This is a genomic window from Novosphingobium fuchskuhlense (assembly GCF_001519075.1).
Classification (GTDB): domain Bacteria; phylum Pseudomonadota; class Alphaproteobacteria; order Sphingomonadales; family Sphingomonadaceae; genus Novosphingobium; species Novosphingobium fuchskuhlense.
Genome location: NZ_KQ954244.1, coordinates 1,385,547 through 1,408,483 on the forward strand (window position 1 = coordinate 1,385,547; position 22,937 = coordinate 1,408,483).

The window sequence follows — 22,937 nt, forward strand, 5'->3', positions numbered from 1 at the left end:
CCCGAGGCTAAAACTTCCGGGTAAACCGGGCACACCCCCTGTTCCCCTGCGCCCGCCCGGGTTGCTATGGCAGGTGTCATGACCGCACCCACCGCCGAAGCCGAACCCGATCCCTTCGACGCCATCGTCGATGCGCCCTTCGATGCCGCGCTGTCCGAGCGCTACCTTGTCTACGCGCTCTCCACGATCACCGCGCGCTCGCTGCCTGATCTGCGCGACGGGCTGAAACCGGTCCACCGCCGCCTGCTCTGGGCGATGCAGCAGCTGAAACTCGATCCCGCCGGCGCGTTCAAGAAATCCGCCCGCGTGGTGGGCGATGTCATCGGCAAGTATCACCCGCACGGCGATGCCTCGGTCTATGATGCGATGGTGCGCTTGGCCCAGGATTTCGCGCTGCGCTATCCCTTGGTCGAGGGGCAGGGCAATTTCGGCAATATCGACGGGGATAATGCCGCAGCCTACCGCTACACCGAAGCGCGGCTGACGCGCACGGCGATGCGGCTCATGGCGGGGCTCGAGGAAGGCACCGTCACCTTCCACCCCACGTATAACGGCGAGGAGGAAGAGCCCGAAATCTTCCCCGGCCTGTTCCCCAATCTCCTTGCCAACGGCTCCAGCGGCATCGCGGTGGGCATGGCGACCAATATCCCGAGCCACAACGTGGCCGAGATCGTCGACGCCACGTTGATGCTGATCGACAATCCCGCAGCCACCCATGCCGAGCTCATGGAGGTGTTCCACGGCCCCGATTTCCCGACAGGCGGCCTCGTGGTCGATAGCAAGGCCGCGATCAGCGCCGCCTATGAAAGCGGCAAGGGCGCGATCCGCGTGCGCGGGCGCTTCTCCACCGGAAGGCAGGAGAATGGCAGCTGGGAAGAAACCGGCATCGAGAAGCTGGGTGGCGGCCAGTGGCAACTCGTGCTCTCCGAAATCCCCTACCAGGTGCAGAAAGGCAAGCTGATCGAGCAGATCGCCGCGCTGATCGCCGACAAGAAGCTGCCGATCCTGGAGGACGTGCGCGATGAGAGCGACGCGCAGATCCGTATCGTGCTCGTGCCCAAGAGCCGCAATGTCGATCCCGATCTGCTCAAGGAATCGCTGTTCCGCCTGACCGATCTCGAAGTGCGCTTCGGGCTCAACCTCAACGTACTCGATGCGCACCGCACCCCCGGCGTGCTGGGGCTGAAGCTGCTTCTGCAGGAATGGGTGATCGCGCAGATCGACATCCTGCTGCGCCGCTCGCGCCACCGGCTGGAGAAGATCGCCAACCGGCTGGAGCTCTTGGACGGCTACATCATCGCTTACCTCAATCTTGATCGGGTGATCGAGATCATCCGCACCGAGGACGAGCCCAAGCCGATCATGATGGCCGAGTTCGGCCTGACCGACCGGCAGACCGAGGCGATCCTCAACATGCGGCTGCGCAGTTTGCGCAAGCTGGAGGAAATGGAACTGCGCAAGGAGCGCGACGGGCTGATCGCCGAGCAGACCGATCTCCAGGCGCTGCTCGATGATCCCAAGCTCCAGAAGAAGCGCCTCAAGAACGACCTCAAGGCCCTGCGCAAGGAATATGCCGAGACGACTGCGCTGGGCGCGCGCCGCACCACCTTGCTGGAGGCGGCGCCCACGCGCGAATTCAGCATGGACGCGATGATCGAGAAGGAGCCGGTGACGGTGATCCTCTCCGCTCGCGGCTGGATCCGCGCCGCCAAGGGGCACCTGGCTCTCGATACGGATTTCAAGTTCAAGGAAGGCGACGGCCCGGCCTTCGCGCTCCACTGCCAGACGACCGACAAGCTGCTGTTCGCCATCGACAACGGGCGGTTCTATACGCTGGGGGCAGACAAGCTCCCCGGCGCGCGCGGGTTCGGCGAGCCGGTGCGCACGATGCTCGATATAGATCCCGAGGCGCAGATCATGGCGCTGGTGGTGCACAAGGCCAAGGGCCAGCTGCTGCTCGCCGCCAATACCGGCCGCGGCTTCGCGGCCGAGATGGACGAGCTCCTCGCCGAAACCCGCAAGGGCCGCGGCGTCGTCTCGACCAAGCCGGGCGTGAAGCTCACCGTGGTGCGCGAGATCGCGGCCGAGCATGATCACGTCGCCGTGGTGGGCGAGAACCGCAAGCTGGTGATCTTCCCGCTGAGCGAGGTGCCGGTGCTCGCCAAGGGTCAGGGCGTCACCCTCCAGCGCTACAAGGATGGCGGACTTGCCGATGCCGTCACGCTCACTTTTGCGGATGGCCTTTCGTGGGCCATGGGCGGAGAAAGCGGGCGCACGCGCACCGAGAAAGACCTTCTGCCGTGGAAGGTCGCGCGCGGGGCGGCGGGGCGCTTGCCGCCAACGGGCTTTCCAAGGGACAACAGGTTCGGATGATGGGTAACAGACTGGCAGGACGCATCGCGCTGATCACCGGCGCTTCCTCGGGCCTCGGCGCGCATTTCGCCCGGCTCTATGCGGGCGAGGGCGCCGCGGTGGTGATCGGCGCGCGCCGCGTGGACCGCATTGCGGCGCTGGCGGACGAAATCAAGGCCGCTGGCGGCAAGGCTCTGGCCGTGGCGCTCGACGTGACGGACGAAGCCTCGATCATCGCGGCGTACGATGCGGCGGAAGCCTCGATCGGCGTGCCGGACGTGGTCGTCGCCAATGCCGGCATCGTCGTGCCGGGCCGCGCGATCGATGTGCCCGCTGCGGGCATCCGTTCCGTCGTCGATACCAATTTCACCGGCGTCTACCTGACCGCGCGCGAGGGGGCCCGTCGGATGATCAAGGCAGGCTCGAAACAGAGCGAGAAGGGCCGCGTGATCCTGCTCGGCTCGATCACCTCGCACATGACCGGGCAGGGCGATGCCGCCTATGCCGCGACCAAGCTCGCCGTGCAGCACCTCGGCCGCCAGTTCGCGCAGGAATGGGTGCGGCAAGGCATTTGCGTCAACACGATCCAGCCGGGCTACATCCGCACCGAGATAGACGGCGAATGGTTCGATACCGAAGGCGGCAGGGCGCAGATCGCCTCATGGCCTCGCCGCCGTCTGACCGAGATCACCGCACTCGACGAACCGATGGTGTTCTTTGCTAGCGATGCTTCGCGGCAGGTAACCGGCTCGCATATCACGGTGGATGACGGGCAGAGCTTGTAGGCGAAAGTTTGCATCCAGCAGGTGCAAGGGCCAAAGCACTTGCACCTGCCTTGGTCGTTGACGAGCGGCTAGCTGTTTCTCGGATCAAGGAAACTGTAGCGAGGCTTGTCGCCGTAGCGATCTCGCGCAGCCAGGAAAACACCGCTCGCTATCCAGAACCCTGTAAGTGAAATCGCGCCAGCCAGCACGACAAGAGCAATCCTGATTGGCGCTTCCAAATTTAGTTCGTAACTTAGGATTCCTACAAGCGCGATAGGGGAAAACCAACGCAGGGTGTGCGGACGACCGGTGATCGCAATATAGTTTCGCGATAAAATTTCGCGTGCAAGTCGTCGTCGATATCGACGTATCCAGCCCCGGATTATCGCACCGAAATGCAGAGTGCCCAACACCTGCTTCACCCCTTGGCCGGCAGCCCCGCCATGAAATCCGCGCTCAGCACTTGCGGCAGCTTTTGCGGCGCGGGCGCCTTGGCCGGATACCACAAGTAGAGCGGCACGCCCGCCGCGCCCTGCTGCGAGAGGAAGCTCGTGATCTTGGGATCGCGCCGCGTCCAATCGCCCACCAGCACCACAACGCCGGCCTTGCGGAAGGCATCGCGCGTGGTCTCGCGCTCGATCGCGACGTTCTCGTTGACCTTGCAGGACAGGCACCAGTCGGCGGTAAAATAGGCAAAGACGGGCTTGCCCTGCGCGCGTGCCTCGGCAAGCGCGGCCTCGCTGAAGGGCTTGGCATCGAGCAGCCCGGCTTCGACTTCACCGGGACCAGCCGTCGCCAGACGCGGCGTGGCCGCGAGCGCCAGCGCGGCGAGTAGGATACCGCCAGGCATGGCCCAGCGCGCCGATCCCAGACCCTGCCGCTGCGACCGGCCAATGGCGATCAGCAGCACCACGACGAGCACGGCAAGCGCAATCGCGCCCGCGGCATAGACCGGGCCGCCCAGACGCCACGCCAGCCAGCACAGCGCCAGCACGGTCAGCCCCATCGGCACCGCCATCGCGCGGCGGAACCGCTCCATCCATGCGCCGGGGCGCGGCAGCAACCGCCGCAGTGCGGGCACGAAGCCCAGCAGCAGGAACGGCAAGGCAAGGCCGAATCCCAGCGCCGCGAACACGGCCATAGCCGCCCATGCGGGCAGCACCAGCGCCGCACCGACAGCCGCAGCCATGAACGGGCCGGTGCAGGGCGTTGCGACAAAGGCGGCCAGCAGCCCGGTCCCGAACGCGCCGACCCAGCCGCTCTTGGCGGTGCCCGAACCGCTTTCGATCGAAAGCCCGGGCAGCTCATAAAGCCCGGCAAAGTTGGCGGTGATGGCCACCGCCAGCAGCAGCAGCAGCGCCACCACGCCCGGGTCCTGCAACTGGAACGCCCAGCCGACTTGCGTGCCCGCCGCGCGCAGCGCCAGCATGGCCGCGCCCAGCCCCATACAGGCGAGCATGACGCCGGCGGTATAGGCAACGCCTTCCGCCTTGGCGTGATCGCTGCCGGAGCGGGCCAGCGCCATGGCCTTGAGGCTGAGGATGGGGAACACGCAAGGCATCACGTTCAGGATCAGGCCGCCCGCCAGCGCGCCGAGGATTGCGAGGACGAGTGTGGTGGCCGAGAACGGCGCCGGGGCAGCGCCCTTGCCCAGCGGGGTGCCGCCGGCGGGCACCGGGCCGGGCCGGGCGGTAAAGGTTATGCCGCCCAGCGCCTCGCCTTTACCGCCGGTGCCGAGCGAAAGCACGCCGCTGATCGCCAGCGGCGCTTCGGGCGCGGGGAAGGCGGCCCGGGCAAGTTCGATCACCAGCGTATCGCCCACGCGGCTGAACGCCTGCGGCTTGGCGTAGTCCGCGATGCCCTCGCCCGCGATGAAGAAGTGGGGCTCGCCGATCGCGGCGCTGGCCGGGAAAGGCATGGCGATGCGCCACCCGGTGGGGGACGCGGTGAACGTGCCCTGCCGGTCGAGCGGGGCGGGCAGCGCGGCGCGCCAGCTGTCAAAGCGCGCGTCGGCGGCACCGCTTCCCACCGTCACGGTGCCTTGCAGGGTGGCGCTTTCGGGCACGCAGATCGCTTCGGTGCAGGCCAGCCAGTTGGCCTTGGCCGAAATCGGCAGCGCGCTGCCCGGCTTGGCGTCCTTCGGCACGGTCAGGGGCACGAGCACGGCGTAGTCATGCTCGTAGACGTGGTTCATCAGGCCCTGCACCAGCAGCGTTTGCGGCACCGGAAACGCAAGCGGCCCGGCACTGACGCCGGAAGGCAAGGTCCACTCGAGCGAGATCGGCAGGCCCGCGTCGCCCGGATTGGTCCAATATCCATGCCAGCCCTTGTCGGGCTGCATCAGCACGGCCAGCGTGACCGTCTCGCCAGGCCGCGCGGGCCGTTCAGCCAGCAGCGTGGCGCGGATATGGGCCGGGCCTTGCGCCAGTTGGGCCGCCGCGGGGAGCCCCGCAAGTGCCAGCCAGCAGGCGGCGAGGAACGCGAAAAGGTGACGCAGGAATGCCATGGGATTTGTCTAACCCAGTCCCATCGCTTTGGCCACCTGCCCGCCCACCTGTGCAGACCCCTGTCATGCCTCTTCCGGGCAGATGCCGATGCGAGGCCCCTTGCGCGCGCCCGCCGCCGGGGCCATCACGCAGCGGGTCGGAGCGCGAGGGCAGACGAGTCCGCTTCGGCCAAGGTCCGAGAAAGGTTACCCTATATGGCGCTTCGCACGTTCCGGTCCGTCACCTTGGGGGCGGCTGCCCTTGCCGCCGTGATGGCCTTGCCGCCCGCGGTTCTGGCGCGCCCGTCGGCAAAGCCCGCGCCCGCCCCTGCTGCCGCGGTCCAGCCTGCGGCGGGCGCGCCGAAGCTGATCGTGGCGATTTCCATCGACCAGTTCTCTGCCGATCTCTTCGCGCAATACCGTTCGCATTTCACCGGCGGCCTCGCCCGGCTCGCCTCGGGCGCGGTGTTCCCGGCAGGCTATCAGAGCCATGCCGCGACCGAGACCTGCCCTGGCCACTCGACGATCCTGACGGGCGTGCACCCTGCGCGCACCGGGATCATCGCCAATACCTGGATCGACCAGACCGTCGCCCGCGCCAAGAAGACGGTCTACTGCGCGGAGGACGAGGGCCGCGCGGCGGCAGACCCCAAGGACTACATCGCCTCGGTCGGCCACCTTCTCGTTCCCACCCTGGGTGAACGCATCAAGGCGCTCTGGCCCGCCAGCCGCAACGTCGCCGTCTCGGGCAAGGACCGCGCGGCCCTGATGATGGGCGGCCACGTGATCGACAGTGTCTACTGGTGGAAGGGTGCGGGCTTCACCTCGCTCGATGGCCGCCCGCTGACGCCGGCGGCGGTGAACGAGAACAAGGCACTCGGCGAAGTGCTGGCACAGGGCGCACCGGAATTCCCGCTGCCCGAGTGGTGCAGCGCCAAGGCCCGCGCGGTGCCGCTCAGCAGCACCTTTTCGGTCGGCACCGGCCGCTTTGCGCTGGCGGCGGGTGACAAGACCGCCTTCCGCACCTCGCCGCGTCTCGACCGCGCCACCATCGATCTCGCGACCGAGCTGGTCGACGAGAACAAGCTGGGCAAGGGCGCCACGCCCGATGTGCTGTCGGTGAGCCTCTCGGCGACGGACTACGTCGGCCATGGCTATGGCACCGAAGGCAGCGAGATGTGCATCCAGCTCCAGCAACTCGATCTCGCGCTGGGCGATTTCTTTGTGGCGCTCGATCAGCGCGGCATCGATTATGCCGTGGTGCTGACCGCCGATCACGGCGGTTTCGACATGCCCGAGCGGCTCGGCGAGCAGGCGCTGCCCGCATCGCACCGCGTCAACAAGGCCCTCCTGCCCGAGGCGCTGAGCGCGGCGGTGGCGGCGAAGACCGGGCTCGATGCAAGCGGCCTTGTCCTCTCCGACGGGGCTTCGGGCGATATCTGGCTCCGCCGCGATCTCGCGCCGGCCGACAAGGCCCGGGCGCTGGACGCGCTGAAGGCGGAATTGCTTGCCAATCCCGATGTGGCGGCGGCCTTCACCGCCGATGAAATTGCCGCCGCGCCCGCCGGCACCGGTTCGCCCGAGACATGGTCCCTCATCGCGCGGGCGAAGGCTTCGTTCTACAAGCCGCGTTCGGGTGACGTGGTGCTGATGCTGAAGCGCGGCGTTGTGCCGATCCCGACGCCGGGGCCCGGCTTCGTCGCGACACACGGCTCGCCGTGGGACTACGACCGGCGCGTGCCCATCCTGTTCTGGCGCAAGGGGATGACCGGGTTCGAACAGCCCAGCCCGGTCGAAACGGTGGACATCGCCCCCACGCTGGCGGCACTGATCGGGCTGCCCGTGCCCGCAGGGGCATTTGACGGGCGCTGCCTCGATCTCGATGGCGGCACGGGCGATACCTGCGGAGCAAGGCCATGAGCGAAACCCTCAATTCGGACATCGTCATCCTTGGCGGCGGGCTGGTCGGCATGACGTTGGCCATCGGCCTCGCCAAGGCCGGCATCCCCAGCTGCGTGATCGACAGTTCCGATCCTGCCGCGCAGACCGCCGAAGGTTTCGACGGGCGCGCCTCGGCGATCTCGACCGCGAGCTGGAACCTCTACAGCCATCTCGGTCTGACCGAGGCGCTGGAGCCGCTGGGGTGCCCGATCGATTCGATCGCGGTGACCGACGGCATGAAGCCCGGGCGGATCGATTTCCAGCCTGCACCGGGCGATGGCTCGCTTGGCCGCATGTTCGCCAACCGCGATCTGCGCGTCACGATGTATGCGGCGGCGGCGAAGGAAAGCCTGATCACCTTCCTGCCCAACGCGCACGTCGCCGAGCGCGCGCGCGATGCGCACGGCGTCACGGTGACGCTGGCCGATGGCCGCGAGGTCAAGGGCCGCCTCCTGGTGGGCGCCGAGGGCCGCGCTTCCCCCACGCGCGATGAGGCCGGGTTCACCCCGGCGCGCTGGAGCTATGGCCACCGCGCGATGATCGTGGGGCTGGCGCACGAGAAGCCGCATAACAACGTCGCGTGGGAAATCTTCTATCCCGCCGGGCCCTTCGCGCTGCTGCCGCTGCGCGATGATGCCGAGGGCAATCACCGCTCGGCACTGGTGTGGACGGTGAGCGAGAAGGATGCGCCGGGCGCGCTGGCGCTGCCCGATGGCGCGTTCCGCAGCGCGGTGCAGGAACGGATGGGCGATGTGCTCGGCACGGTGCGGCTGATGGGGCCCCGGTCCTCGTGGCCGCTCAATTTCCACCACACAGCGAAGATGGTTTCGGACCGGCTCGCGCTGGTCGGCGATGCCGCGCACGGGATGCACCCGATTGCCGGGCAGGGGCTCAACCTTGGCCTGCGCGATGTCGCGGCGCTGGTCGAGGTGCTCACCGAAGGTATGCGTCTCGGGCTCGATCCGGGCGATGCGCAAGTCCTCGCGCGGTATGAGCGCTGGCGGGCGGCGGATACCTTCATGGTCTCTGCGGCGACCGACGTGCTCACACGGCTGTTCGGCGTGCCGGGGCGGATCCCGTCCGCGATCCGGCGCCTCGGCATGGCCGGGGTGCAGCGCCTGCCTGCCCTCAAGCGCTTCTTCATGGACGAGGCGCGCGGGATGAGCGGCGCGCTGCCGAGCCTGCTGCAGCCGGCTTAAGCGGCGGGGGAAGCTGCGGGCGAGGCTGCGGGGGCCGGCGCCGCCGCCGCCGGCGCGGCGGGCGCTGCGGGCTTTGCCACTGGCGGTGTCGGCGGGAACGAAAGCGCCGCCGTTTCAAGCTGATCGAGCGCGCGCTCCACGGTCAGGAAATCGCGCGCATGGGCGAGCCATTCGGTCGCGACCTCCTTGCCCGGCATGCGTTCCACTTCGGCAATGGCGATATCGATGCGGTTGCCCGCCAGCGCTTCCCGCACGCGGGCGGCGCGGCTTTCGGCGGTGGGGGAGGGGCTGTCGGCGTGACGGATGACGAAGAGCTCGCCCATCTCGCGGGTCAGCCAGTCCCAGGTGCCTTCGCTGGTCGCGCCGCCGATCAGCTGGGGGCTCAGCTTCTCGAAGGTCTCGCTCAGCATCGCCAGCGTGACCGGCTTCGGCGCGGCGGCGATCACACGGTCCACCGCAGCCTGCTGGGTGCTGCCGAAGCGCACGCGCAGCTGCGCTTCGAGGTAGCCCAGCGGCTGGCCGCGTTCGATCGCGCGGCGGGCGGCGAAGGCCACGAGCAGCGCTTCGGCCTGTCCGGCCTGCCCGGCTGCGGCCATGGCCTGCTGATTGAGCTCGGCAAGGCGTTGTTCCAGCGCGGAAACTTTGGCAGCGGCGGCGGTGAGGGCGGCATCGGTTGCGGCCAGGTTGGCCGTGGTCTGCGCCGCGGCTTGCGACATCGAGGCCGAGGGCGACGGCACGGGCACGGCTGGCAGGCCGGACACGTGCACTTCAAGCCAGCCGGTTTTCCAGCCATACCAGGCACCACCGGCTAGCCCCGCAAGGATCAGAAGGACCACAAGAACCACGCGCCCGCGACTCGAACCGCCGCGCCCGGTCGGGGCGCGTTGCAAGTTGAGGGGCGAACCAAAGGTCATGTCCTGCATAGGATCATTTTTCAGTTGTCAGTGTCCTCTTGGTGACACTTTCTTGCACATTTGGACGGCGAGTGCCAGCACTGCTTCGTCGCTACGTGTCTCTGCAATTTCAATACGTTGCCAATCTTCGCCAGCCATTGATCCGATTCGCGGCGCAAGACAGGCCAGCGCGATCCCCCCGCGCTGGACGCCGATCCGGGCCGATTCTGCGGCGAAATGAGCCGCAGCCTCTCCGGAATGGAGGAGGACCACGGCGGGCCCCGCCAGCACGTCGGCGAGGGCTGGCGGCATCGGCAGACCGGCGGCGGCATAGACCACCACATCGTCCACCACGACGCCGTCCGGCAGGGCGAGCGGCACGCGCTTTTCGCCGGCAAGCCGCAGATAGCGCCCCGGCGGCAGGGCCGAGACCACCGGCTGCAACCCGCCTTCGCCAACGGCTTCGACCGCAAAGCCGGCTGCGCGCGCGGCCTCCGCCGTGACCGCGCCGACCGCGCGGACGGGGAGGTGTCGGACGCCCGCCAGCCCCCCGCCGCCGAGGCGGAACACGTTGGCGCTGCCGGCAAGCAGCCCGCAATACGGTGCCGGATCGGGCGGTGTCCACGCCGCGGGGGCCATGTCGAACAGCGGGAAAGGCCGCGCATCGAGGCCATTTGCCCGGGCGGCGGCCACCGTGGCGGCATTGCCCGGTTCGGGGCGGATGACGATGACCGGGATCGCGCCCGGCACGCTCAACTGCCGGTGAAGTGGCGGCGGATCGCCTCGGGCGCGCCGGACAGCAGGCTGTGGGCAAGCGCGGCAGGGCCGGCCGTGTCGCCAGCCGGGAACGTGGCGCTTGCTTCCACGCGCTCGGCGCCATCGGGGCTGAACAGCGCGGCGCGCAGGGTCAGGGTGTCACCCTCCGCCGTGGTGAGCAGTGCGATCGGGCTGTGGCACGTGCCGCCAAGGCCGCGCAGCAGGCCACGCTCGGCCATCACGGCGGCACGGCTGGGCTTGTGGTCGATGGCATCGAGCAGGGCCACCAGATCGCTGCGCGCGGCGAGGCATTCGATGCCGATGGCGCCCTGCGCCGGTGCGGGCAGCCATGTGTCCGCCGCCAGCGGGGTGCCGATTCCGGTCTGGCCGAGCCGGTTGAGCCCGGCTGCCGCGAGCAGCGTCACGTCGGCCTCGCCCGCTTCGAGCTTGCCGAGCCGGGTGGCGACATTGCCGCGAAAGCCGACCACGGTGAGGTCGGGCCGGGCGTGGAGCATCTGCGCCGCGCGCCGCGGTGCGCTGGTCCCGACGCGCGCGCCTGCCGGAATGGTGGCCACGCTGTCAGCGCCGACCAGCACGTCGCGCACGTCCTCACGCGGGAGCACGGCGGCGATCATCAGCGTTTCGGGCCGTTCGGTCTCGACGTCCTTCATCGAATGGACGGCGAAGTCGATGCTGCCATCGGCCAGCCATGCGTCGAGTTCCTTGGTCCACAGCGCCTTGCCGCCGATCTCGGCGAGCGGGCGGTCGAGCACCTGATCGCCGCTCGCTACCACGGTCACGAGTTCGACCGCGGCCTCCTCCCAGCCGTGCGCTTCGCAGAGCCTTCGGCGGGTTTCCTCGGCTTGGGCCAAGGCGAGGGGCGAACGGCGCGTACCCAGCTTGAGCGGGTTGGCGGCGGATGGTCCGAGGGCGGATGTCGTGGACGTGTTCATGCGTGACTTGCCGTAACGGGGAATGTCTCTAAGGGAAAGTCTCCCATGGCCCTGATCCTCGGTATCGAATCCTCTTGCGACGAAACTGCCGTCGCCGTGATCGACGGGGCAGCCGCCACGCTCGCCGCGCGCATCGTTGCGCAGCGCATTGCCTCGCAGGATGACGAACACCGGCCCTATGGCGGCGTCGTGCCGGAGATTGCCGCGCGCGCCCACGCCGAAACCCTCGCGCCGATGGTCGGCGCGGTGCTCCGTGATGCGGGGCTCCGGCTCGACCAGATCGACGCGATTGCCGCCACCGCCGGGCCTGGTCTGATTGGCGGAGTGATGGTCGGCCTTGTCACGGCCAAGGCGCTGGCGATGGCGGCGGACAAGCCCCTGCTGGCGGTGAACCACCTGGAAGGCCATGCGCTTTCTGCCCGGCTGGCCGAGCCGGGGCTCGCCTTTCCCTATCTGCTGCTGCTGGCCTCTGGCGGGCATTGCCAGATCCTCGAAGTGCGCGGCCTCGGCCAATACCGCCGCCTTGCCACGACCATCGACGATGCGCTGGGCGAGGCTTTCGACAAGACGGCCAAGCTGCTCGGGCTGGGTTTTCCCGGCGGCCCGGCGGTCGAGCGGCTGGCGCGCGAGGGCGATGCCAGGGCCGTGCCGCTGCCGCGCCCGCTGATGGGCAGCGCGGAGCCGCATTTCTCCTTCGCCGGCCTCAAGAGCGCGGTGATGCGCGCGCGCGATGCGGGCCTTCATCGGCCTGCCGATATCGCCGCCTCGTTCCAGCAGGCCGCGATCGATTGCGTGATCGACCGCACCCGCCGCGCCATGGCGGCGGCTGGCCCGGTGAACGCGCTCGTCGTGGCCGGCGGCGTTGCCGCCAATGCGGCGCTGCGCGGCGCGCTCACCGCACTGGCGGCTGAGGCCGGCCTCCCGCTCGTCGCGCCGCCGCCCAAGCTGTGCACCGATAATGCCGCGATGATCGGCTGGGCCGGTGCCGAGCGCTTCGCCGCAGGGCTCACTGATCCGCTCGATGCGCTCGCCCGCCCGCGCTGGCCGCTCGATCCCGATGCCGAGCCAGTGCGCGGCGCGGGGGTGAAGGCATGAGCGCGCCCCTCGCTTTCGGCCCGCAGGTCGGCGTCGTCGGGGGCGGCGCATGGGGCACCGCGCTCGCGCAGATGCTGGCGAGCGATGGGCGCGAAGTCCTCCTCTGGGCGCGCGAGGCAGACGTCGTCGCCGCGATCAACCGCGAGCACCGCAATCCGCAATTCCTGCCCGGCACCTCGCTCCATCCCTCGATCCGCGCGACGGAAAGCCTCGCCGATCTCGCCGCGCTGCCTGTGCTGCTGATGGTGACCCCGGCGCAGCATCTCGGCAGCGTGCTTGGCGCGCTGGCGCCGCAGGGCAGCGATATCGTGCTCTGCGCCAAGGGCATCGAGCAGGGCACAGGCCGCCTGATGAGCGAAGTTGCCGCCGCCGCCGCGCCCGGCGCCGCGCTTGCGGTCCTCTCCGGTCCCACCTTCGCGCATGAAGTGGCGGATGGCCTGCCCACCGCCGTCACGCTCGCCTGCGCCGGCGGCGCGGCGCAGTGGGCGAGGCTCGCACCCGTCATCGCGCGGCCGGCGTTCCGGCCCTATTATTCGGCGGACGTGATCGGGGCTTCCATCGGCGGTGCGGTGAAGAACGTGCTCGCGATTGCCTGCGGCGTGGTCGAGGGCCTCGCCCTCGGGGCCAATGCCCGCGCGGCGCTGATCAGCCGGGGCTTTGCCGAAATGCAGCGGCTGGGGCTGGTGATGGGTGCGGAGGCGGAAACGCTGGCTGGTCTGTCCGGCCTCGGCGATCTCGTGCTCACCTGCTCCTCGCCGGACAGCCGCAATTTCGCGCTCGGCATGGCGCTCGGCGCGAACGGCGATCACACCGGCGGCGCTGCGGCGCTGCTGGCAGAGCGCAGCACGGTGGCCGAGGGCGCATTCACCGCGCCGGTGCTGGCAAGCCTTGCTACGCAGCGCGGCATCGCCATGCCGATCGCGCAAGGCGTCGCGGCCCTGCTCGATGGCACCCTGTCGCCGCGCGCCCTGGTGGCGCAGTTGCTGGCCCGTCCGCTGCGTCCCGAAGCCGCGCTTCCGGAGGCTATGCTTGGCTGAGCCGGCCGCCCCTTCTCCCGTGGATCTTCATGCAGACCGGCAGACCGCCGAGCAGCAGGATATTGCCGCGCTGGCCAAGGGCGGGCGGACGAACTTCTTCGGGTTCCTGCTGCGGCTGGCCGCGCGCATCCCGTTCCTGTTCATCGCCGGGCGGCTCTATGGCGCGGAAGACCTCGGCCGCTTTGCCTCCGCCACCATCGCGGTCGAACTGGCGGCGCAGCTCGCCACGCTCGGCCAGAAGCGCGGCCTTGCCCAGCAGCTCGCGCGGGGCGACCGCGACGGCGCCGAAGTGGTGGCCGATGCGCTGCTGCTCTCGGGCTTCGTCTCGGCGGTGCTTGCCGCGCTGCTCTATATTTTCCCCGCGCCGATGTTCCCGAGCGGGCACTACACGCACCTGCAGCGCCTGCTGCCTTTGACGGTGGTCCCGATGGCGCTGGGCGACATTGCGCTCGCGGCACTGGCCTATCGCTTCGATGTCGGCGCCACGGTGCGCGCGCGCTCCGTCGTGGAGCCGTGGACGCTCTCGATCGTTGCGGGCTTTGTCTGGCTCGTTGGCCTGTGGATGCTGCCGATCCGCGAGAGCGGGCTGATCCTGGCCTATGTCGCCTCGATCTTCGCCGCGACGATGACGGCGTTCGTGCCGCTGGTGCGAAGCTACGGCCTGCCCCGCCAGTGGTCGCCGCGCCCGATCGATCTGCTGCGGCTCGCCGGGAGCAACCTGCCGCTGGCCGGGGCAGACGCGATCGAATGGGGCACGCGCAAGCTCGATCTGTTCCTGCTCGGCCTGTTCCATGCGCCGCCGGCGGTGGTCGGCGTCTACTACGTCGCGCAGCAGGTCGCGACCTTGCCGCAGAAGCTGAAGACCAGTTTCGAACCGATCCTCGGCCCCGTGATCACCCGCAACCTCCAGAGCGGGAACTACCCGGCGGTGGCGCGGCAGGTGTGCCAGGTCGGGTTCTGGATCACGGCAGCGCAGGCGGGCGTCGCGCTCGCGCTCGGCATACCCGGTGCGGCGGTGATGGGGCTCGTCGGGCCCGGTTTCGTGGCGGGCACGGCGGCGCTGGCGCTGCTCCTCACAGCCGAAGTCGCTGCGGCCCCGGCGGTGGTGAGCGAGGCCGCGCTCATCTACGTCGCGCGGCTGCGCAACTTGTGGATCAGCCTTGGCATGATCGCGCTGCAGGGCGTGCTGACCGTCGGTTTCATGCTGGCGGCGCGCCGGGCCGGGCTCGATCCGCTGGTGCAGGCCGCAGGGGCGGCGGCGGCGCTGGCCATCGCGCTCGCCTGTGCCTCGGTGGTCAAGTCGTGGCTGCTCGGCACCCTGCTCGGCGATACGATCACCAACTGGCGCTGGGCGCTGATATGGGCGGCGGCACCGGCGGTGCTGGTGGGCGCGCTGATGAAGCTGGCGCCGGAATGGGTGGAGCTGGCCATCGGCATTCCGGCGATCCTCGGCGTCTATGGTGCGGTGATCTGGCGGCGCGGCTTCGGCCCGGAAGATCGCATCCTGTTTCGCAAGCAGACACTGTAGCGCGCCGGCCCCTTGGCTTGGGGCGGCATGCGTGGGAAAGCGCCGGGCAGATCCGGCAAATCGTGGGGTGAACGATGATGGAATGGCTTCAGGCAAACGCGGTTCTGGCGGGCGCCATCGTGGCGGTGCTCGTGCTGGCGCTGGTGTTCCTGCTGCGCGGGCGCAAGACGGCGGCCCCGAAGCGTGAGTACCGCGATGTCCTGTCGGACGGCGCGGCGCCCGCCGCGCGCAACAGCGCGCTGATCGATGCGCCGCCCGCCGCGGCGATCGTGCCGCCCCCGGTCATGGCCGAAGCGCCGCCGCCGGCAAGCGATGGCGACGACCTGACCCGCATCAAGGGCCTCGGTCCCAAGATCAGCGCGGCGCTGCGCGCGCTGGGCGTGACCCGCTTTTCCGAGATCGCGGCGTGGACGGACGAGGATGTCGCGCGGATCGACGCGCAGCTCGGCGCATTTGCCGGGCGGGCGACGCGGGACAACTGGATCGAGCAGGCCAAGCTCCTGTCGAGCGGTGATACCGCCGCCTACGAAGCGAAGTTCGGGAAGCTCTAGGATCAGGCCTCTGGGCCCTCAGGCTTCCCGTGCGGCACAGCGTTTGATCAGGGTGCCGGGAACCTCGCTGGCGGGTACTTCGATATGCCCCCCGCCGGGAAGGGTGCCGGCAAACTTGCCCTTGAACAGCGTCAGCCGCTTGTCGTTCGGGGCAATTGCGCCCTGCCATACATAGCCGCGCTGGCCGGGAATGGCCGTCGCATCGACCGGCAGGCGCAGGATATATCCGCTGCCCTGCAGCGCGAAGAGCGCGGCGGCACCAACGGGGGCCGCGACATTGCGCGTCACCACCAGCGAGCCTTTGCGGCATTCGAGGCTGAGGGCGGGAGCCTCACCCGCATAGCCGAAGCGGGCGGTGTCCGGCGTGGCCGTCCATTTGCCATCGGCCACCCCGGCGCGCGTGGCCGGAGGGGCGGGGCTGTCCGCGGGCATGGCGACCCGCACCGCATCCACCGGTGCATCCACTGGGCCGTCCTTGCCCGTCGCCGCGGTGGTCGCGGAAGACGCCGAACAGGCTGTCAGCAATAGGGCCAGCAGGGGAGGCGCGAAACGCGAAATCAAGGCTTCATCCTTTTCGGGCCCGGTCATGTCTTCGGACCACATCGGACTCAACCAGCCCAATTTCAAGGCGAGCGCAAGATAGTGAAAGGCGCAGGGCGACACCCTTGCCGTCTACTTCCCCCACTTCTTCTGGCTCTTCCCGAAGCGCGTCTTCCTTGTCCCCGGCTTGCCCTCGTTGCTCCGCCCCACGATCGGCGCTTTCTTTTCGCCGTCGGGCAGGCCCAGCTCGGTTGCCTCGAGCGCGCGGATCTCGTCGCGCAGGCGTCCGGCCGTCTCGAACTCGAGGTCCGCCGCCGCCGCGCGCATCTTGCGTTCCAGTTCCTCGATATAGGCGCGCAGGTTGTGGCCGACGAGGTTGTTGGCCCCGCCTTCCGCCTCGATCTCCACCAGCACGCCGTCGCGGCTCGCGGTGTCGGCCACGATGTCGTGGATGTCGCGCTTGATCGATTCGGGGGTGATCCCGTGGAGCTCGTTGTAGGCGCGCTGCTTCTCGCGGCGGCGGTCGGTTTCGGCAATCGCGCGTTCCATGCTGCCGGTCATGCGGTCGGCATAGAGGATCACCCGCCCATCCACGTTGCGCGCGGCGCGCCCGATGGTCTGGATCAGCGAGGTTTCGGAGCGCAGGAACCCTTCCTTGTCCGCGTCGAGAATGGTCACCAGCCCGCATTCGGGAATATCGAGCCCCTCGCGCAGCAGGTTGATGCCCACGAGCACATCATAGACCCCAAGCCGCAGGTCGCGGATCAGCTCGATGCGCTCCAGCGTCTCGACATCCGAATGCATGTAGCGCACGCGCAGGCCCGCCTCGTGCATGAACTCTGTGAGGTCCTCGGCCATGCGCTTGGTCAGCGTGGTGACGAGCGTGCGATAGCCGGCCTCGGCGGTCTTGCGGCATTCATTGATGCAGTCCTGCACCTGGTCCTCGACCGGGCGGATCTCCACCGGCGGATCGATCAACCCTGTCGGGCGGATCACCTGCTCGGCAAACACGCCGCCCGCCTGCTCCATTTCCCAGCCGCCCGGGGTTGCCGAAACCGCGATGGTCTGCGGCCGCATCGCGTCCCATTCGTTGAAGCGCAAGGGCCGGTTGTCGATGCAGCTCGGCAGGCGGAAGCCGTATTCGGCCAGCGTGATCTTGCGGCGGTGGTCGCCTTTGCTCATCGCGCCGATCTGCGGCACGGTCTGGTGGCTTTCATCCACGAACAGCAGCGCGTTGTCGGGCAGATATTCGAACAGCGTCGGCGGCGGCTCGCCCGGCAGGCGCCCCGTCAGAAAACGCGAATAGTTCTCGATCCCGGCGCAGCTGCCCGTTGCGTGGATCATTTCCAGATCGAAGTTGGTGCGCTGCTCCAGCCGCTGCGCTTCCAGGAGCTTGCCCTCCGCCTCCAGCTCCTTGAGCCGCTCGGTCAGCTCGAAGCGGATCGCATCCGCCGCCTGCTTCATCGTCGGCCCCGGCGTCACATAGTGCGAATTGGCATAGACCCGCACCTTGGAGAGCTTGGTCCCGGCCTTGCCCGTAAGCGGATCGAACTCGGCGATTTCCTCGATCTCGTCGCCGAAGAACGAGACACGCCAGGCCATGTCCTCATAGTGCGAGGGGTAGATTTCCAGATTGTCCCCCCGCACGCGGAAATTGCCGCGCTGGAAGGCGGCATCGTTGCGCTTGTACTGCAGCGCCACCAGCTTGCGGATGATCTCGTGATTGTCGACCGTGTCGCCCACCTTGAGGTCGAACACCATCGCCGAATAGGTTTCGACCGAACCAATGCCGTAGAGGCACGAGACCGAAGCGACGATGATCACGTCATCGCGCTCCAGCAGGGCGCGCGTGGCGGAATGGCGCATCCGGTCGATCGCCTCGTTCACCGAGCTTTCCTTCTCGATGTAGGTGTCGGACCGGGGAACGTAGGCCTCGGGCTGGTAGTAGTCGTAGTAGGAAACGAAATACTCGACCGCGTTCTCCGGAAAGAAGCTCTTCATCTCGCCATAGAGCTGCGCGGCAAGGATCTTGTTGGGCGCGAGGATGAGGGCGGGGCGCTGCAGCTCCTCGATCACCTTGGCCATCGTGAAGGTCTTGCCGCTGCCCGTCACGCCGAGCAGCACCTGCGTTGCCTCGCCGTCCTTCGCGGCAGCGACGAGATCGGCAATCGCGGTCGGCTGGTCGCCCGCCGGCTGGTATTCGGAGACGACCTTGAACGCCTTGCCGCCTTCCGATTTTTCCGGCCGCGCGGGCTTGTGCGGCACGAAGCCTGCGGAAGTGTCGGGCTCTTCCAAGCCCCTGCGGATCACGAGTTCGGCCATGCGCCCGATATGGGGAACAAACCGCGCACGGGCAAGCGGCAGTGGGTGCAGCGCCGCGCAAGACGGTTTGCATTGTCGCAACGTCACGATAGCGTTGGCCGGTGAAGCCTGCGGGCGGCAGCGGAAGGACCAGAGACCTGCATCTCTTTCAGCCCATCATCGCGGCGGCACTGCTCGCGGCCGTGCTGCCGGCGGCTCCTGCGGCGGCGCAGCAGACGGCGTCTGCTGCCCCCGCGCAAGACGATGACCAGTTGCCCGCGGACATGGCGGAGGTGCTGACGGCGGTCCAGGCCACGCGCGATCCGCGCGCGCTCGATGCGCTGGTGCAGTATCTGCTGCGCACGCATCCCGAATCGCAGGCCGCCATCACGGCATGGGTGGAGCGCAGCGCGCAGCTTGCCTCGCTCGCCAGCGCCGCGCCGCCAGCGAACGCCGCGCCGCAGCCGGCCTCGGGCGCGCCGGCGTCCGCATCTTCGCCCCCGCCGGATCAGGCCAAACCGCAGCCAGCGGCCTCCGCCAACGCCGACGTCGCGAAGTGGACGGGCGAGGGCGAGCTGGGGGCCTTCGTCAGCACCGGCAGCACGCCGGGATCGGGCTTTGTCGGGCGGCTCAGCGTGATCACCGAAAACCGCCGCTGGCGCATCGCGGCCTCGGGCCGGATCGACTACCAGAAGGCCCTCGGCGCGGTCACGCGCAACCAGCTCAGGCTGACGTTCGAGCCCAACTACAAGTTCGACGCGCGCGGCTACATCTTCGGCCTCGGCCAGTACGAGAAGGACCGCTTCCAGGGCTTCACTGACCGCTACAGCCTCTCGGGCGGGCTCGGCTACAATCTGCTGGAGGGCGAGGGCCGCAAACTCAGCATCAAGGCGGGCCCTGCCATGCGCGTGACGCAGCAGGTGGAGGGGCCGACCGAGCGCACCCTGTCCGCCGTCGCGCTCGCCGATCTCAAGCTGAAGCTCACCCCCTCGCTGAACTACAGCCAGGAAATGAGCGCCTATTTCGATGCGGTGCGGCGCACCTTCTACACGCTGGCCGCCATCGATTCGCAGCTTACCGGCAAGCTCAGGGCGCGCGTGTCCTACACGCTGCAGCATGAGGCCGGCGAAGGCGATATCCGCACGCTGACCGACACGACCAGCCGGCTGACCCTGATCTACGGGTTCTAGGGGTGTGATGCGGATCATTGGAAATACGGATGGCAGGTGTTAGCCCTGCCTTCAGACAACCGAGAGGACCACGCCCATGCGCCTGCCCCTGCTTCCCCTGCTCGCCCTTTCCACCGCGCTGGCGCTTGCCGGGTGCGGCAGCGAAAAGACCGTGACGGCCTCCAACGAAAGCGTCTCGAACGTGGCGAAGAAGGTTGCCGATGCAGGGCTCAAGTTCAATCCGGGCCGCTGGGAATCGACGATGAAGTTCGTCAAGCTCGAGATGGAAGGGATGCCGCCCGAGGCGCAGGCGATGATGGCCAAGATGATGGGCAAGGGCCGCACCTTCGCCAGCTGCCTCACCAGGGAAGAGGCCGAAAAGCCCGACGCCAAGTTCTTCGGCCAGGCCGACGAGCGCTGCAAATACGATTCGTTCGCGATGGGCGGCGGCAAGATCGATGCGAAGATGACCTGCAAGTCCGAACACGGCGCGCAGACGATGACGATGGTCGGCGCCTACACCCCCGATACCTACCAGATGACGATGTCGATCAATGGCAAGGGACCCGAGGGCAAGGCCATGTCGATGCAGATGGAAATGAGCGCCAAGCACAACGGCGAATGCACCGGCAAGGAAGAGGGCAAGGCCGGCGCGCCGGGCTGAGGTATCGCCCGCCGGTTGGGTGAGCTGGTTCGAAGGCCACGTTCCTTCTGCTCGCAATGACGACTGAGGTCTTGGGCAACAGGTCTTTTGTCGCTTTGCGGACGGCACCATGCCGCGTGGAAATGGTTGAACGGCAGTCCGCGTCCAGTTGTGGCCGTTGCGGGCGTGCGTTATGCACCACGAAATGATCACGTGGCTTTTTTTAGCAACCCTTGTCGGTGCGATGTTTACCTGCACATACGCGACAGTTGCATATGCCCTGATGACATTGACGCGTGGAGCAGCAGGGATAGCAGCAACAGGTAGCACTTTCGCTACTTTTTCGGCAATATCTTACATGATCCTGTCGTCATCGAAGCAAATAGATGCAGGGGGAATGCTTATGCACTTGCTCTTCATTCTCGTTGCGTCGCTTCTGGGAGGGCCAATCGGCTCACTGCTGTTCGTTTCGGCCGTCAACAAAATCGAAAGACGTAAATCAGCCACGTTCGAGAGTTGAGCGACCGCAGAATGAAGCAGTCCGTGCGCTTTCCACCAATCCTGGTCACTTAGCCAACCTCTGCGTTCCTTCCGCGCCGCCTAGGCCACTGAGGCCGCCGCCACCTCCACCTGCACGCCCGAAAGCGCGGCGTTGCCCGAGAGGGGGTCGAGAGCGCCCGATTCCGTCAGCGCATTGGCGCTCACCCCGGCGCGGGCGCGGGCCACCTGCATGGCCATGCCGGGCAGATCGTGCCCCCAGCCGTGCGGGATCGAAACCGTGCCGGGCATCATGTCGTCGGTCACTTCGGCGGGAAGGGTGATCGCGCCCGAAGCCGATTGCACCTTGGCCATGTCCCCGTCCGCAAGGCCTGCCGCTGCGGCATCGTGCGGATGGATCATCAGCGTGCAGCGGTTGGGCCCCTTGGTCAGGCGGTGGCTGTTGGCAAGCCACGAATTGTTGGTGCGCAAGTGCCGCCGCCCGATCAGGGTGAGCTTGCCGGTCTCGGGCACGCCCACGTCCAGCGCCGCCAGCGCCTCCATGAAGGCGGGCACGGCGCAGGCGATCGTCTGGCCATCGCTGCGCAGGCGGTCTGGCAGCACGCCGGTGCGCGGCGGCCCGAAATCGAGGCCCGAGGGCGCGGCTTCCACTTCCGCGAGCGAGACCTTGTAGGGCCCGCGCTGCAGCAGGTTGTCGAGCGCCTCGCGCGGGGTCGGCTCCTGCACCGGCTGGCCGCTGATCGCTTGCGCCAGCCCGCGCAGGATCTCCCAGTCATGCAGGCTGTCCGGGTCCTCGCGCTCCAGCGTCGGCTTTGAATAGACCGCCACGTTGCGCACCGCCATCGGCAGCAGGAACAGGCCGTAATGGTCGCGCTCCAAAGGCCCCGTCGGCGGCAGGATATAGTGCGCGCGGCGGCTGGTCGCGTTGCGGTACATGTCGACCGAGACCATCAGCTCGAGGCTTTCCAGCGCCTTGTCGAGCCGGGGGCCGTTGGGGGTCGAGAGGACCGGGTTGCCCGCCACCACGAACAGCGCCTTGATCTGCCCTTCACCCGGCGTTTCGATTTCCTCGGCGAGCGCGGCGGCGGGAAACTCGCCCAGCGCGGACTTGTAGCCCGAGACGCGCGAGGTGAACTTGCCGAGCGAGCCGCGCGGCAGCATCGAAATCGTATCGAGCGCGGGGATCGGGAACACCGTCCCGCCCTCGCGGTCGAGCTGCCCCGCCGCAATGTTGATCAGCGCGATCAGCCAGGCGTTGAGCGTGCCATGCCGCTGCGTGGCGATGCCGAGCCGGCCATAGAGCGCGGCGGGCCCGGCGGTGAGCCGCTCGGCGAGGAACGCCACGTCCTCTGCCGCAACACCCGCCGCCGCAAGGCACGCCGCATCGTCGAACCGCGTGAGCAGCGCCGCCACCTGATCCAGCCCGGTCACGAACGTCTGCACCGGCTGGAAAGTCCGCCGCGCCATCACGGCTTTCAGGAGCGCGACGAGCAGGAATACGTCGCTTGCCGGTTTCACGAACACGTGCCGGTCGGCAATCTTCGCGGTTTCGGTGCGGCGCGGGTCGATCACCACCAGCTGTCCGCCCCGGGCCTTCAAGGCGCGCACGCGGTTCCGGAAATCGGGCACCGTCCAGACCGATCCGTTGGAGGCCATCGGGTTGCCGCCGATCACGATGAGCGTTTCGGTGCGGTCGATATCCGGAATGCCGAACAGGCTGGCGTGGCCATACATCAGCAGGTTCGCCACCTGGTGCGGCATCTGGTCCACCGTGCTGGCGGAGAACTGGTTCTTCGTCCCCAGCGCCTTGGTCAGGTGATGCGCGTTGAGCGCATTGCCATAGGAATGCGCGTTGGGATTGCCGACATACGTCGCGGTGCTGGCGGGATCGCGCGCGAGGATGGCGCGGGTCCTTTCGCCGATTTCGCGGAAGGCCTGCTCCCAGCTGATCTCGTGCCAGTCCTCGCCCACGCGCTTGATCGGGCGGCGCAGGCGGTCGGGATCGTTCTGAAGGTCTTCCAGCGCGGTCGCCTTGGGGCAGATGTGCCCGCGCGAGAGCGGGTTGCCGGGATCACCCTTGATCGAGACGACGCGGCGGCCCTCCACCTCCACCAGCACGCCGCAATTCGCTTCGCAGATATGGCAGGTGCGGTGATGGATCTCGCCCATGGCTTGCTCTCTCCCGGAAATTAGCCGTTCGGTTAAACGTGTCACCATGCCGCCGCCAAGGCA

18 protein-coding genes are annotated in these 22,937 nt (G+C 68.2%); 11 read left to right on the forward strand and 7 right to left on the reverse strand.

Annotated features, from left to right (window positions below):
• The first annotated feature begins 78 nt into the window (after positions 1-78).
• On the forward strand, positions 79-2,373 hold the full coding sequence (parC, locus tag AQZ52_RS06415; RefSeq protein ID WP_067907442.1) for a DNA topoisomerase IV subunit A: 2,295 nt from the start codon (positions 79-81) through the stop codon (positions 2,371-2,373).
• Positions 2,373-3,137: an SDR family NAD(P)-dependent oxidoreductase gene (locus tag AQZ52_RS06420; protein WP_067907445.1), complete on the forward strand. Its 765-nt coding sequence runs from the start codon at positions 2,373-2,375 to the stop codon at positions 3,135-3,137. Before parC ends, AQZ52_RS06420 begins: the two co-directional genes overlap by 1 nt.
• A 397-nt stretch (positions 3,138-3,534) precedes the next feature.
• Here the strand turns inward: AQZ52_RS06420 and AQZ52_RS06425 are convergent, their stop codons facing one another.
• Positions 3,535-5,622, reverse strand: a complete 2,088-nt coding sequence (locus tag AQZ52_RS06425; RefSeq protein WP_067907448.1) for a protein-disulfide reductase DsbD family protein — start codon at positions 5,620-5,622, stop codon at positions 3,535-3,537.
• A gap of 195 nt (positions 5,623-5,817) precedes the next feature.
• Between AQZ52_RS06425 and AQZ52_RS06430 the strand changes: the two genes are divergently transcribed.
• Positions 5,818-7,521: an alkaline phosphatase family protein gene (locus AQZ52_RS06430; protein ID WP_067907451.1), complete on the forward strand. Its 1,704-nt coding sequence runs from the start codon at positions 5,818-5,820 to the stop codon at positions 7,519-7,521.
• Entirely contained in the window at positions 7,518-8,741 is a 1,224-nt protein-coding gene (locus tag AQZ52_RS06435) for a UbiH/UbiF/VisC/COQ6 family ubiquinone biosynthesis hydroxylase (RefSeq protein ID WP_067907454.1), read from the forward strand. The genes AQZ52_RS06430 and AQZ52_RS06435 overlap by 4 nt, the downstream gene beginning before the upstream one ends.
• On the opposite strand, the gene AQZ52_RS06440 is transcribed toward AQZ52_RS06435, so the two are convergent.
• From AQZ52_RS06440 to hemC, 3 genes are all read right to left on the reverse strand, one after another.
• The gene (locus tag AQZ52_RS06440) at positions 8,738-9,577 is read right to left on the reverse strand and encodes a hypothetical protein (RefSeq protein WP_156424794.1); all 840 of its coding nucleotides are present in this window, start codon (positions 9,575-9,577) and stop codon (positions 8,738-8,740) included. The genes AQZ52_RS06435 and AQZ52_RS06440 overlap by 4 nt on opposite strands.
• A gap of 105 nt (positions 9,578-9,682) precedes the next feature.
• The gene (locus AQZ52_RS06445) at positions 9,683-10,384 is read right to left on the reverse strand and encodes a uroporphyrinogen-III synthase (RefSeq protein ID WP_067907457.1); all 702 of its coding nucleotides are present in this window, start codon (positions 10,382-10,384) and stop codon (positions 9,683-9,685) included.
• Positions 10,385-10,386: 2 nt separating this feature from the next.
• A complete protein-coding gene (gene hemC, locus AQZ52_RS06450) occupies positions 10,387-11,343 on the reverse strand; it encodes a hydroxymethylbilane synthase (RefSeq protein ID WP_082697598.1) in 957 nt (318 codons plus the stop codon).
• Between the two features lie 45 nt (positions 11,344-11,388).
• Between hemC and tsaD the strand changes: the two genes are divergently transcribed.
• From tsaD to AQZ52_RS06470, 4 genes are all read left to right on the forward strand, one after another.
• Complete coding sequence (gene tsaD / locus AQZ52_RS06455; protein WP_067907460.1) at positions 11,389-12,438, forward strand: tRNA (adenosine(37)-N6)-threonylcarbamoyltransferase complex transferase subunit TsaD; 1,050 nt, start codon at positions 11,389-11,391, stop codon at positions 12,436-12,438.
• On the forward strand, positions 12,435-13,475 hold the full coding sequence (locus AQZ52_RS06460) for an NAD(P)H-dependent glycerol-3-phosphate dehydrogenase (RefSeq protein ID WP_067907464.1): 1,041 nt from the start codon (positions 12,435-12,437) through the stop codon (positions 13,473-13,475). The genes tsaD and AQZ52_RS06460 overlap by 4 nt, the downstream gene beginning before the upstream one ends.
• On the forward strand, positions 13,468-15,003 hold the full coding sequence (locus AQZ52_RS06465) for a lipopolysaccharide biosynthesis protein (RefSeq protein WP_420806442.1): 1,536 nt from the start codon (positions 13,468-13,470) through the stop codon (positions 15,001-15,003). Before AQZ52_RS06460 ends, AQZ52_RS06465 begins: the two co-directional genes overlap by 8 nt.
• Before the next feature lie 74 nt (positions 15,004-15,077).
• Positions 15,078-15,554, forward strand: coding sequence for a hypothetical protein (locus tag AQZ52_RS06470; protein ID WP_067907470.1), 477 nt, complete (start codon positions 15,078-15,080; stop codon positions 15,552-15,554).
• Between the two features lie 18 nt (positions 15,555-15,572).
• Here the strand turns inward: AQZ52_RS06470 and AQZ52_RS06475 are convergent, their stop codons facing one another.
• Entirely contained in the window at positions 15,573-16,142 is a 570-nt protein-coding gene (locus tag AQZ52_RS06475) for a hypothetical protein (RefSeq protein ID WP_156424796.1), read from the reverse strand.
• Between the two features lie 84 nt (positions 16,143-16,226).
• Positions 16,227-18,416 carry an excinuclease ABC subunit UvrB gene (gene uvrB, locus AQZ52_RS06480; RefSeq protein WP_067907476.1) on the reverse strand — a complete coding sequence of 730 codons (2,190 nt, stop codon included), beginning with the start codon at positions 18,414-18,416 and terminating at the stop codon, positions 16,227-16,229.
• Positions 18,417-18,517: 101 nt separating this feature from the next.
• On the opposite strand from uvrB, the gene AQZ52_RS06485 reads away from it, so the two are divergent.
• The 3 genes from AQZ52_RS06485 (at position 18,518) to AQZ52_RS18445 (ending at position 20,727) form a co-directional block, all read left to right on the forward strand.
• Positions 18,518-19,585, forward strand: coding sequence for a DUF481 domain-containing protein (locus AQZ52_RS06485; protein ID WP_067907479.1), 1,068 nt, complete (start codon positions 18,518-18,520; stop codon positions 19,583-19,585).
• A 76-nt stretch (positions 19,586-19,661) separates the two neighbouring features.
• A complete protein-coding gene (locus tag AQZ52_RS06490; protein WP_067907482.1) occupies positions 19,662-20,228 on the forward strand; it encodes a DUF3617 domain-containing protein in 567 nt (188 codons plus the stop codon).
• Positions 20,229-20,412: 184 nt separating this feature from the next.
• Positions 20,413-20,727, forward strand: coding sequence for a hypothetical protein (locus tag AQZ52_RS18445; protein WP_156424797.1), 315 nt, complete (start codon positions 20,413-20,415; stop codon positions 20,725-20,727).
• A gap of 80 nt (positions 20,728-20,807) precedes the next feature.
• Here AQZ52_RS18445 and AQZ52_RS06495 read toward each other — a convergent pair whose 3' ends face one another.
• Positions 20,808-22,874: a molybdopterin-dependent oxidoreductase gene (locus AQZ52_RS06495; RefSeq protein WP_067907485.1), complete on the reverse strand. Its 2,067-nt coding sequence runs from the start codon at positions 22,872-22,874 to the stop codon at positions 20,808-20,810.
• Between the last annotated feature and the right edge of the window lie 63 nt (positions 22,875-22,937).